General features: G+C 69.5%; 9 protein-coding genes. 4 read left to right on the top strand and 5 right to left on the bottom strand.

The genetic code is table 11. The features are described from left to right. Positions 1-127: 127 nt before the first annotated feature. The 4 genes from A3CQ_RS0131950 to A3CQ_RS54845 all read left to right on the top strand — a co-directional run bounded on the left by A3CQ_RS0131950 (position 128) and on the right by A3CQ_RS54845 (position 5,237). On the top strand, positions 128-772 hold the full coding sequence (locus tag A3CQ_RS0131950) for a TetR/AcrR family transcriptional regulator (RefSeq protein WP_020515030.1): 645 nt from the start codon (positions 128-130) through the stop codon (positions 770-772). After that, positions 772-2,508, top strand: coding sequence for an ABC transporter ATP-binding protein (locus tag A3CQ_RS0131955; protein ID WP_020515031.1), 1,737 nt, complete (start codon positions 772-774; stop codon positions 2,506-2,508). The genes A3CQ_RS0131950 and A3CQ_RS0131955 overlap by 1 nt, the downstream gene beginning before the upstream one ends. Then, positions 2,505-4,469, top strand: coding sequence for an ABC transporter ATP-binding protein (locus A3CQ_RS0131960; protein WP_026206423.1), 1,965 nt, complete (start codon positions 2,505-2,507; stop codon positions 4,467-4,469). Before A3CQ_RS0131955 ends, A3CQ_RS0131960 begins: the two co-directional genes overlap by 4 nt. Before the next feature lie 246 nt (positions 4,470-4,715). Further along, complete coding sequence (locus A3CQ_RS54845) at positions 4,716-5,237, top strand: hypothetical protein (RefSeq protein WP_020515033.1); 522 nt, start codon at positions 4,716-4,718, stop codon at positions 5,235-5,237. A 177-nt stretch (positions 5,238-5,414) separates the two neighbouring features. On the opposite strand, the gene A3CQ_RS63760 is transcribed toward A3CQ_RS54845, so the two are convergent. From A3CQ_RS63760 to A3CQ_RS61190, 5 genes are all read right to left on the bottom strand, one after another. After that, the gene (locus A3CQ_RS63760; RefSeq protein WP_020515034.1) at positions 5,415-7,820 is read right to left on the bottom strand and encodes a family 20 glycosylhydrolase; all 2,406 of its coding nucleotides are present in this window, start codon (positions 7,818-7,820) and stop codon (positions 5,415-5,417) included. A 214-nt stretch (positions 7,821-8,034) separates the two neighbouring features. Further along, a complete protein-coding gene (locus A3CQ_RS63140; protein WP_373276136.1) occupies positions 8,035-8,475 on the bottom strand; it encodes an alpha/beta hydrolase in 441 nt (146 codons plus the stop codon). Beyond that, entirely contained in the window at positions 8,382-8,810 is a 429-nt protein-coding gene (locus A3CQ_RS63145) for an alpha/beta hydrolase family protein (RefSeq protein ID WP_245577399.1), read from the bottom strand. Before A3CQ_RS63145 ends, A3CQ_RS63140 begins: the two co-directional genes overlap by 94 nt. Before the next feature lie 107 nt (positions 8,811-8,917). Further along, a complete protein-coding gene (locus A3CQ_RS0131980; protein WP_169516322.1) occupies positions 8,918-11,695 on the bottom strand; it encodes a Calx-beta domain-containing protein in 2,778 nt (925 codons plus the stop codon). A 433-nt stretch (positions 11,696-12,128) separates the two neighbouring features. Next, on the bottom strand, positions 12,129-12,583 hold a 455-nt coding region (locus A3CQ_RS61190), incomplete at its 5' end, for a hypothetical protein (protein ID WP_211216715.1).

Raw genomic sequence — 12,583 nt, forward strand, 5'->3', positions numbered from 1 at the left:
TCATCGGCCGGACCTTTCCCAACATGAGCGGCTTTCCCGACTTGTTAACGTGCGGGTAGGGGCGAGAGAGGACCCATGACAAATGTCAGTGGCTGAGTGAGTGCTCGCTCAGTTAGGGTGTGTACTCGTGGAGAACAGGCGTAGGAGAGTTCCGGCGCTCGCGCCGGAGGAGCGCCGGCAGGCCCTGATCGCGGCGACCATCCCGCTGCTGCACGAGCACGGTCTCGAGGTCAGCACGCGGCAGATCGCCACGGCCGCCGGGGTCGCCGAGGGCACCATCTTCGGCGTCTTCGAAAGCAAGAACTCGCTGGTCGTGTGCTCGGTCATCCAGGCGCTCGACCCGCAGGTGACGCTCGACGGGCTGGAGGCGATCGACCTGTCGCTGCCGCTGCGCGAGCGGATGGCGGAGGCGGCCGAGCTGATCCACGCTCGGATGGCCGAGAACGCTCAACTGCTCACGGCCGCCCGCAAGCTGATTTTCGCCGGTGCGGGCGATCCGGACGCGCAGGCCCGGATGGCCTCCAGCCGCGAGCGGCTGCGGGACACCCTGATCCGGGTGATCGAACCGGACGCGGCGCTGCTGCGTCGCACGCCGCACGCCGTGGCGCAGATGTTGCTGCTGTTCTGCGGCGCCAACACCTATGGCCCGTTCGGTGACCCGGACTCCTTCCGCGGGACCGAACTGGTCTCGCTCCTGCTGGACGGCGTTCTCATCCGAAACGAAGAACTCATCCCAACCGAAGACAGGGACAAGCGGGGGGCTCAGTACTAGTGCTCATCCAACTTCTCCGCGGCCATCTCCGGCCGTACAAGAGCGCGATCGTCCTGGTCGTGCTCTTCCAGTTCATCCAGACGCTGGCGACGCTCTACCTGCCCACGCTCAACGCCGACATCATCGACAACGGCGTGATCAAGGGCGACACCGACTACGTCATGCGGATCGGCGCCGGCATGCTCGGCATCACGGTCCTGCAGATCGCGGCCCAGGCGGTCGCGGTGTACTTCGGCGCGCGGACCGCGATGGCGGTCGGCCGCGACGTCCGCAACTCGATCTTCTCGCAGGTGCAGAAGTTCTCGGCCCGGGAGGTCGGCCAGTTCGGGGCGCCGTCGCTGATCACCCGCACCACGAACGACGTGCAGCAGGTGCAGATGCTGGTGCTGCTCACGTTCACGCTGATGGTCTCGGCGCCGATCATGTGCATCGGCGGCGTGGTGCTGGCCCTGCGCCAGGACGTGCCGCTCTCCGCCATGCTGCTGGTGATCGTCCCGATCCTGATCGGCACGGTCGGCCTGATCATCGTCCGCATGCGGCCGCTGTTCCGCAGCATGCAGGTGCGCATCGACCGGGTCAACCAGGTGATGCGCGAGCAGATCACCGGCATCCGGGTGATCCGCGCGTTCGTCCGCGACGACCGGGAGCAGGCCCGCTACGAGGGCGCGAACGACGAGCTCACCGACGTCTCGCTGCGCGCCGGCAAGCTGATGGCGCTGATGTTCCCGACCGTGATGCTGATCGTGAACCTGTCCAGCGTCGCCGTGCTGTGGTTCGGCGGCCACCGGATCGACTCGGGAGCCATGCAGGTCGGCGCGCTCACCGCGTTCCTCAGCTACCTCATGCAGATCCTCATGTCGATCATGATGGCGACCTTCATGTTCGTGATGATCCCGCGGGCCGAGGTCTGCGCCGAGCGCATCCGCGAGGTGCTCACCACCGAGTCGAGCGTCGTGCCGCCGCTCGCCCCGGTCACAACGTTGAGCCGGCGCGGCTTCCTCGAGCTGCGCGGCGTGGGCTTCCACTACCCGGGGGCCGAGGCGCCGGTTCTGTGCGAGGTCGATCTCACGGCACGCCCGCGCGAGGTCACCGCCATCATCGGCAGCACGGGCAGCGGCAAGACCACGCTGCTCAACCTGGTGCCGCGACTGTTCGATGCGACCGAGGGCCAGGTGCTGGTCGACGGCGTCGACGTTCGCGAGCTCGACGAGAAGCTTCTGGCCCGTACGGTCGGACTGGTCCCGCAGAAGCCGTACCTGTTCACCGGCACCGTGGCCACCAACCTGCGCTACGGCAACCCGGACGCCACCGACGAGCAGCTCTGGGAGGCCCTGGAGATCGCCCAGGCCCGGGATTTCGTCGAGAAGATGGACGGCAGGCTGGACGCGCCGATCGCCCAGGGCGGCACGAACGTCTCGGGCGGCCAGCGGCAGCGGCTCGCGATCGCCCGGCTGCTCGTGGCCCGGCCCGAGATCTACCTCTTCGACGACTCGTTCTCGGCGCTCGACTACGCCACCGACGCGGCACTGCGGGCGGCGCTGACCACGCACATCGCGGACGCGACGGTGGTCGTGGTGGCGCAGCGGGTCAGCACCATCCGCGACGCCGACCGGATCATCGTGCTCGACGACGGCCGGGTGGTCGGCACCGGCACTCACTCCGAGCTCATGGACACCAACCCGACGTACCGCGAAATTGTCTTGTCGCAGTTGACGGAGCAGGAGGCCGCCGCATGACCGCGCCCAATCGCGCAGCTGGGCCCCGGCCCATCGGCGGGCCGCCCGCCGCTCGCATGATGATGGGCGCCGGGGGCCCGCCCGAGAAGCTCCAGGACTTCAAGGGGTCCACGAAACGCCTGCTCGGCCTGCTCAAGCCGCAGCGCGCCCTGGTCGGCCTGGTGCTGCTGTTCGGCGTGGCCAGCGTCGCGCTGTCGGTCTCCGGCCCGCGCCTGCTCGGCCACGCCACCGACATCATCTTCTCCGGGGTGGTCGGCAAGTCGGTCCCGGCCGGCCTCAGCAAGACGGAGATCGTCGATCAGTTGCGGGCCAACGGGCAGAACACCCGCGCCGACCTGCTCTCCTCGATCGACTTCATCCCCGGGCAGGGCATCGACTTCGACAAGCTGCTGCACCTGCTCGGCTGGGTGGCGGTCGTCTACCTGTGCGCCTGGCTGTTCGGCGTGTTCCAGGGGCGGCTCACCGCGACCGTCGTGCAGCGGGCCGTGTACCGGCTGCGGGAGGACGTCGAGGCGAAACTGTCCCGGCTCCCGCTGTCGTATTTCGACCAGCAGGCCCGCGGCGAGGTGCTGAGCCGGGCCACCAACGACACCGACAACATCGCGCAGACCCTGCAGCAGACGTTCGCCCAGCTCATCACGGCCATGCTGATGATCGTCGGCGTACTCGGCTTCATGTTCTGGATCTCGTGGTTGCTCGCCCTGATCGCGCTGGTCACGGTCCCGGTGTCGATCCTCGTGACGACGTTCATCGGCAAGCGCTCACAGCCCAACTTCGTCGCCCAATGGAAGACGACCGGCAAGCTCAACGGGCACATCGAGGAGATGTTCACCGGGCACTCGCTGGTCAAGGTCTTCGGCCGGCAGGACGAGGCCCAGGCCACCTTCGAGGAGCACAACGACAAGTTGTACGCCTCGAGCTTCAAGGCGCAGTTCGTCTCGGGCCTGATCCAGCCCGCGATGATGTTCATCGGCAACCTGAACTACGTGCTGGTGGCGGTCGTCGGCGGCCTGCAGGTGGCCTCCGGCAACCTGTCGCTCGGCGAGGTGCAGGCGTTCATCCAGTACTCGCGGCAGTTCAGCCAGCCGCTGACCCAGGTCGCCTCGATGGCCAACCTGATCCAGTCCGGCGTGGCCTCGGCCGAGCGGGTGTTCGCCCTGCTCGACGCGCCCGAGCAGTCGCCCGAGCCGCCGGCTGTCGCTCTCGACCGGGCCGAGGGGCGGGTTGCCTTCGAGGACGTCTCGTTCCGCTACCTGCCGGACAAGCCGCTGATCGAGCACCTGTCGCTGGTGGCCGAGCCCGGCCAGACGGTCGCGATCGTCGGACCCACCGGGGCCGGCAAGACCACGCTGGTCAACCTGATCATGCGGTTCTACGACGTCGACTCGGGCCGGATCACGCTGGACGGCATCGACATCAACACGATGCCGCGGACGGAACTGCGCGAACAGATCGGCATGGTCCTGCAGGACACGTGGCTGTTCGGCGGCACGATCGCCGAGAACATCGCCTACGGCGCCGACTCGTTCGACATGCCCGCGGTGCTGGCCGCGGCCGAGGCGGCGCACGTGGATCACTTCGTGCGCATGCTCCCCGACGGCTACGAGACGGTGATCGACGAGGAGGGCTCCAACGTCAGCGCCGGCCAGAAGCAGCTGATCACCATCGCGAGGGCGTTCCTGGCCGAGCCCAGCATCCTCATCCTCGACGAGGCGACCAGCTCGGTCGACACCCGGACCGAGGTCCTGATCCAGCGGGCGATGAACACGCTGCGCAGCGGCCGCACTAGCTTCGTCATCGCCCACCGCCTCTCCACCATCCGGGACGCCGACGTGATCCTGGTGATGGAGCACGGCCAGATAGTCGAGCAGGGCAACCACGACGAGCTGATCGCCGCCGACGGCGCCTACGCCCGCCTGTACTCCGCCCAGTTCGCCCAGGCGGTCGCCGAGGTCGATTGATCGGGGGCCGGCGACATGCGGCGGGGGCGGCCAGTGGCCGCCCCCGCCTTCAACTGTCGTCCCGCCCACGGCACACTCCACCGCGCCCGGGCCGTCCTCGACGGCGGCTGCGCCCTCCCCGGCTGCGACCGCCCCACCCGCTGAAGGGGCGCGCGCCTCGTACTCCAGGTATCCCTTCGAGAAGGCGGCAGCCAGGTCCACCCAAGGCGAGCCACACGTTCGCTGTTGATGGCTAGGGTCCAACCTGTGAGTTCCGTGGTTCTCTACGGTGACGTCTATGCCGCTTACGGCCAGATCTACGTCAACAGAGCCGACGGCTCGAACCTCGGCGCCTACTTCAGTGGACCGGACGGCACCGGCCTGATCGGTGTGGTGGGCAACGGCGCAGTCCTCGGCACCGGCCTGCACACCGGATATGTTCTTCTGACGGTCACCATGGATCCGGAGGATCCAGGCGCGGCTCTCAGCGACTTCGAGGATGTCGTCGAAGTCAGCATGACGACCGATGACGAGCGGTTCATCCTGTTCTGCTGGGGTGGCGAGGAGACCCACGACCTGTCTCCGCTTCCAGCTGGGGGAACCACCTACCGTCTTCGCTACCACGCCCGCGGCCTGGACCAAGCAACTGGCAAGGTCGGCCGCGGCATCGACGATCCGCCTCTCGACGAGTACCTCTTGCAGATTTGGCCGTCCCGGTACGAACCGCCAGCACTTCCCAAGCTGACCAGCCGCTCAGCGCAAGCCATGCAAAGGACGTGGCGGCTTTGATCGGGATCTCTGCTGCTGACCGCGCGTTGCGCTTGGCGATCCGCCCCGTCTACGCGCCATACGGCCGGGCGGCACCGCGACGCACGCCTGCGAAGCCTTCGGCCACCGCGTGGACCAGGCCATCCAGCGCGACATCCTGGTCGTCCGCAAGCTGGGCCGCACAGCGAGAAACAGGCGCTACCGGTTGAACTGGAACCAGTTGAGGTTGACGAAGTCGGCGCCGGCCGTGCCGGTGAAGGTGAGAAACACCGGGTGGACGCCGGTGGCCGAGCCGGACAGGGTGGTGGTGGCACTGGTCCAGGTCTGCCAGCCGCCGGTGGAGGTGACCGGGACGCTGGCGATGATCGGGCCGGTGGTGGAGTCCAGGCGGTACTGGATGGTGCCGCTGGACGCGCCGGAGGCCAGTCGCGTGGTCACCGACGCCGCGGTCGGGGTGCCGAAGTCCACGTTGGTGAAGCCGAGCCAGTCGCCGGGCGTGATGTAGCCGACGTTCTGGCCGCCGCCGGTGTCGGTGGTGGTCTCGGTCTGGGTGCCGGACTGGCTGCCGAAGCTCTCCGCCTGCCGCACGCCGTACGCGTTGGGCAGCCCGCCGCCGGCGTTGAACTGCAGCCAGTTGAGGTTGACGAAGTCGCCCGCGGTGCCGGTGAAAGTGAGGTACAGCCGGTGCACGCCGGTCGCCGCGCCGGTCAGGTTCGTGGTGGTGCTGGTCCAGGTCTGCCAGCCGCCGGTGGAGGTGACCGGGACGCTGGCGACGATCGGGCCGGTGGTGGAGTCCAGGCGGTACTGGATCGTGCCACCGGACGCGCCGGAGGCCAGCCGCGTCGTGACCGAGGCCGGCGACGCCGCGCCGAAGTCGAGGTCGTACGCGAGTGAGTCGCCGGGTGCGATGTATCCGACGTCCTGGCCGCCGCCGGTGTCGGTGGTGGTCTCGGTCTGCGTCCCGGTCTGGGCGTTGTAACTCTCGGCCTGGATCTGGGTGTACGCGCTGCGCGTCGTCTGCTGCGTGCCCCACGGCACCTGCGGCGAGCTGTAGAAGTTGATCCCCTGCACCGTCCACCGCGGACCCTGCGCGCCGAGCCGCACCTTGAACGTGTCCCAGTTGCGTGCCGACTGCGGCGACCACGCGAGCTCGGCCAGCGCCGGCAGCCGCGGGAACGCCATGAACTCGATGTCGGCCAGCCGGGTGATCGTCTCGGTCCACAGCGGAGCCTCGACGCCGAGGATCGCGCTCGCCGGCACGCCGGAGAGGTAGGCGCCCGGGTCCCAGTTGTACGCGGTCTGCACCTCGATCAGGCCGGCCCACGTCTGGCCGAGCGGGGTCGAGTTCGTGTACTTCATGTCGAGGTACGCCTTGTTCGCCGGCGACAGCAGGATCTTGTCGCCCTTGCTCACCGCGGAGCTCAGGTCCCCGTCCGACGTGGACGTTCCCCAGTACTGCGCGACCCGGTTCGTCGTGTGGTTGGCCTGCCCGATCTGGTGCCAGCCGATGACGGTCTTGCCGGCCGCGCCGACGAAGGGCTGCACGCGGTTCATGAACGTGGTGTAGTCCGCCGCCGGCGTGCTCGACGCCTCGTCGCCGCCGACGTGCAGATACGGCCCGGGAGTGAGGGCGGCGAGCTCGTTGAGCACCTGCTGCACGAACGTGTACGTGACCTCCTTGCTGACGCACAGCGAGCTGAAGCCGACGTTCGTGCCGGTGTAGAGCGGCGGGGCCGTGTTGTTGCAGTTGAGCTGCGCGTACGAGGCGAGCGCGGCGTTGACGTGGCCGGGCATGTCGATCTCCGGCACGATCGTGATCTGCCGCGACGCCGCGTAGGAGACCAGGTCGGAGTACTGCGCCTTGGTGTAGTACCCGCCCGCGCCGCCGCCCACCTGGGTGCTGCCGCCCACGGTCGCCAGCTGCGGCCAGGCGTCGATCACGATGCGCCAGCCCTGGTCGTCGGAGAGGTGGAGGTGCAAGGTGTTGATCTTGTACTGCGCGATCTCGTCGAGGTACCGCTTCACCACGTCGGGGGCGAAGAAGTGACGCGACACGTCCAGCATCGCGCCGCGGTACGCGTACCGCGGGTAGTCGATGATCCGGCCGCCGGCGATCGTCCACGGTCCGCTCTGGACGGTCCGCGCCTCGACCGCGGCCGGCAGCAGCTGCCGCAGCGTTTGCACCCCGTGGAACAGCCCGGTCGCGGTCTGCGCGCGGAGCGTGACGACGGCGGCGGTCACGTCGAGCTGGTAGCCCTCGGCGCCCACGCTCGGGTCGGCGCCGGACAGCAGCAGCGCGATGCCGCTCGTCGGCGTGCCGGTCGTGGTGGAGACCGGAAGCGCGTACCCGGTCGACGGGCGGAGGATGCCAGCGAGGTAGTTGCCCACGTCGGTCGCGCCGGCCGCGGTCTGGATCGCGGCGTTCGACGGCAGCGTGTAGGTCACGCCGGCCGCGGGCTGCGCCGACACCGGCACGGGTACGACGTCGGAGAGGCCCACCGCGGCGCCGGCCGGGGAGGCCGGCAGCAGGACGGCGGCGCCGGTGGCGGCGGTCGCGACGGCCACAGCGGAGGCGAGCAGCAGGTTGCGCGGGGAACGGTGCACGGCATCCTCCAGCGAAACTGTTAAGTTTCCTGCTAGTTTGACGGCACGCTATGTCTCGCGCGGGAAAGTGTCAAGGGAGTGACTCCCTCCGAGTTCCTCCCAACCGTGCTTGTTGCCCGCCGCCGGTCTGCGCGGCAACCCGGCTGATCGGGTAGCGCCGCGTGCCGGTGGCGCGGTGGCTGACCGTGGTTGGCTTCTGACCGGTGTGCCCGGGTCAGGTGGCTCCGGCGGCGAGCTCGGCGATCGCGTCGATGAGCTGGTCGCCGTTGAGCAGGGACGCGTCGTTGTGGTCGGCGCCCTGGACGGCTACCACCCGCACCGGTCCCCCGGCCTTGCGGGCCACGGCCAGACTCTGCCGCGGCGGCACGATCGAGTCGGCGGTGCCGTACACGATCAGCGTGGGCGCCGCGACCCGCTCAACCAGCTCGGCCACCGGGAACCGGTCGCGCGCCAGCAGGCGTACCGGCAGGAACGGATAATGCGCGCGGCCCGCGGCGGGCAGATCGGTGAACGGCGACCGCAGGATCAGGCCGGCGGGCGGGTGTTTCGCCGCCAGCGCGGTCACCACCGCCGCGCCGAGGCTCTCGCCGTAGTACAGCAGCCGTTCGGCCGGTATGCCGGCCTGCTCGACCAGGAACGTCCGCGCCGACTCGATGTCGCGGGCGAGTCCGTCCTCGCTCGGACTGCCGGGGTTGCGAGCGGGGCCCGGGCCAGCCTGTTGCCGGCGTTGCCCGGCGCGAGCAGCACCGCCAAGCGCCGGCCGGGTGTCTCCGGCGGCGGCTCGACGAGCCAGGCCGTCAGGTCTAACCCGTCGGCGGTGCGCAGGGTGACATCGCGCGCCCCAGGAATCACCCGGGCCGCCGCCGGCGGCGACGACCGGTCCGGGAAGTAGATGAGCCGCCGCTGCAGCAGCCAGGCCGCCGTGGCGACCAGCGCCCACAGCAGGACGACGGCGAGCGCGACGCGCAGCAGAGCCGACACCCTGGACATCGTCCCATTGTCGCCCGCATCGATCGCACCGTGACGTCGCGCGCGGGGGACGCGAAGCGGCGGGGGCGGCCAGTGGCCGCCCCCGCCTTCGTTCGGTCAGGTGGTGCTTACTTGATGGTGACCTTCTTGGCGGCGGTGTAGCCGGGCAGGAGGCCGTCCGGCGTGTAGCCGGCCACGAAGGCGCGCAGCGTCACCGTGGTCTTGGAAGCGACCTTGGCGGTGCCCCGCCAGATGTTGTCGCTGCCGGTCGTGCCGCGCCACGCGTTCACCCAGGCGCCGTTGACCCAGCGCTGGACGATCGCGGTCTGGCCCGGGCCGCGCGGGTTGCCCTGCACGGCGAGGGTCAGCATGCCCGTCGCGCCCGAACTGGCCACGAAGACCGGGTTCTGGGTGACGGTCACCTTGATCTCGTCGGACTTCTCGTCGCCCGACATGGCCGCGAACCGGTAACCCTCGCCGATCCAGCGCGAGAACATGTAGTTACCGTCGGCGTCGCTGGTGGTGCTGAGCAGCTTCTTCAGCTCGCCCCCGCCACCCATCGGCGCACCGTAGAGGTCGACCATGGTCGACGCCGCGGCCTTGCCCTTGATCGACACAGCGACCGCGCCGACGATGTTGGCCGGACCGCTGATCGTCAGCCCACCGGGCTCGCCCGGCTTCGCGCCGTCGTTCGCCTTGATCGTGACCGCGCCATCGGTGACCGTGCCGGTGTTGCCGGTGGTGTTACCGGTGACGTTGATGGTCTCATCGGGCTCGTTCGTCGTGTCGTCCGTCAGCGCGAGGCTGGCGACCGCCAGAGTGTCGGTCGGCGCGGTGCCCGCGCCCACAGTCACCTGAACCACGCCGGGGTTGGTGAAGTCGGTCGGGTCGGCCGCCTTCTTGCCGCCCACCGACTGGCCGGTGAACCAGACGTTGTACACGGTCGACGCCGCGGACATGCCCGTCAGCGTTCCGGTGACGTCGACGGTGCCGCCCTCGTCGCCCGAGATGTTGTTGATCTTAAGGTTCGGCGCCTTGTCGTCGTTGACGATCGTCAGCACCGAGGACTTCGTGAACGGCGCCGTCAGGTAGGTCTGGCTGCCCACCGTCGCGAGCGCGGCGATGGTCGACGTCTCGTCCGGCTCGAAGTACGTGTCGCCGTTGATCAGGACGGCCGCGTAGCCGACGGTCGTGTCCGGCGGAATGACGATCGTCGGGTTCAACAGCGTGTAGTCGTTCGTGCCGGCCGCACCGATGACGTTGGATGCCATGTTGGTGCCGCTGGGCGTGTCGGTCAGGTTGAAGGTGAGCGTCGTGTTGCTCGCGTTGCTCAGCTTCAGCGGCAGCAGGATCACCGACGTGTCGTTGCCCTCGGTGACCGACTTGTCGTCGAACGAGGCGATCGTCGGCGCCGCGTCGTCATCGGTGATGGTCACCGTGGCGGCGCCACCCACCGCGCTGAACGACGCCGGCGACTCACCGGCGATTGCCGCCGGCGTGATGACGAATGTCTCGCCGGCGCCCTCGTCGACCGTGTCGCCGATGATGTCGACGCTGAAGGTCTGCGTGGTGGTGCCGGGCGGGAAGGTCAGCGTGCCGGTAGCGGCCACGTAGTCCTTGCCGGCGGTGGCGGTGCCGCCGCCGGTCGAGTAGCTGGCCTTGACGGTCTTGCCCGACGGACCGCTGAGGATCGCGGTGAAGGTCTGCGCCTTCTTGCCGGAGTCGCCCTCGGTGACCGCGGTCGGGGTGATCGTCATGGTCGGCGGCAGGTCCGCCGCGTTGTCCGAGATCGTGGCACCGACCTTGATGGCGGTACCCAGCGCCGCGTTCGTCGGGTTGGAGAGCTGGATCGCGTAGTCCTCGGTCAGCTCGTCCAGGCCGTCGACGGTCGGCGCGATCGTGATCGTCGTACTGGTGCTACCCGCCGAGATGATCGCGATCCGGCTTGCCGGGTACGAGAAGTCCGTCCCTGGGGTGGCCGTACCGTCGCCGGCGGCCGGGGTCACGTCGACCGCGTCCCACTGAACCGTGATCGGCAGCTCCGACTTCGTGTCGGTGGTGACGGTGAACACCGCCGCCGCGCCGCCCTCGGCCGACGCGCCGCCGCCCGAAAGCGTGAGCTTCGGCGTGGGCTGGGCGTCCTTGACGCTGACCGTGGTCGAGGCCGCGGACTGCAGCGTGTTGGTGCCGGCACCGGTCACCGTGAACGACTCGGTGTCCTGGCTGTCCTTGACGCCGTCGTTCGTGATCAGCACGTCCTTGGTGCCGGTCAGCGAGCCCGGCGGGATGGTGATGGTGTCACCGCCACCGCCGGTGAGGGCGGTGTAGTCGCCCAGCGGCGCGACGCCCGCGGTGGCCGTGCCGTTCGTCGTGGTGAGCGCGACCGTCGCCGCAACGCCCGACACCGCGCTCAGCGTGGCCGTGATGGTCGACTTGGCGCCGGCGCCCTCGGTGACCGTCCCCGGCGAGGCCGACAACGAGTACGACGGCTTCGAGTCGTTGTCGTTGATCGTCGCGGTGGCCGTTTCGGAGTCCGGGGCCGCAGCCGCGGTGATGTCGAAGGTTTCCGCACCCTCGTAGAGCTGGTCGTCAGTGGTCTGGATGGTGATAGTGCCGGTCACCGGCGATCCTACGGACCCGGCCGCCAAGACGAGCGTGCCGCCCGGCGCCGTGTAGTCCGAGCCGGCGGTCGCTCCGTTGCCGGAGGGCGCGGTCGTAATGGCGTAGGTCTCACCGTCACCGATGTAGCTGTAGCTGACGGTCACCAGACCGCCCTCGGTCACGGGCGTGACCGCACTGAACGTGAGGTCGGCCGCCATGGGAGCCGCCATGGCAGGCGACGCCTGCATCATCGCCGGCGTGAAGACGATCGCGGTGGCTGCTGCGGCCGAAAGAATCGTCCGCACGTACTTGGTCCCGAGCAGCGCAAACGGGTCTGGCCCGCCCCGCGCCACATGGGGTGATCGATAGCGCATGTCCTTCTTTCTCCTTCGGCGGCTGGGCTGCCTCCGTCCGGGGAGGCCCCTAGCGTTGCGTGCCCGCGAAGAGCGGGGTTGCCTGTTCGGGTACCGCACCTTGAGGCGGCTCGGGGCGCCGGCGATGGCCGGCTCGGGCAGCGCAGACACCGGATGTCAAAGATCCGGCATGAGGCCGCGCCTTCCGTAATCTAACCGGCATATACCGGCGTTACCGGCGGAATACGTTTTTCGGCCGAAATCCGGGCAAGATGGGCTGCGGCGGACGCGACGCTCACCGGAAAAGGCCCCGGCGGCGGCACGCCCCGGAGCGGCCCCAGGAGCGGCAGCCCTCAGGAACGGCAGCTCTCAGGAGCGGCAGCCCTCAGGAGCGGCGCAGACGGCGGCGAAGAGGGCCGGCCAGCCAGGGCGCGACGCCCAGCAGGAGAAAGAGGGTGAGCAGCGGAAGCCGCCACCACCAGCCGAGGGCACGCGGCGGGGCCGCCAGCGAGGCGCTCGGCGGCACGACCGAGCCAGGCGACGGGACGACCGCGCCGGGCGACAGGACGACCGCGCCGGGCGACGGGACGACCGAGCCAGGCGACGGGACGACCGCGCCGGGCGACGGGACGACCGAGCCAGGCGACGGGACGACCGAGCCAGGCGACGGGACGACCGAGCCAGGCGACGGGACGACCGAGCCAGGCGACGGGACGACCGAGGCAGGCGCCGGGCGGGATGGTGGGGCGACCGTGGCCGCGGGCGGGGTGGCGGTCAGCAGGCGGGCGGATTTTGACCAGGCCAGGAAGGCGTCGCCTATCGGGAGCAGGCCCAGGGCGT

This window comes from Paractinoplanes globisporus DSM 43857, from assembly GCF_000379645.1.
Taxonomy (GTDB): domain Bacteria; phylum Actinomycetota; class Actinomycetes; order Mycobacteriales; family Micromonosporaceae; genus Actinoplanes; species Actinoplanes globisporus.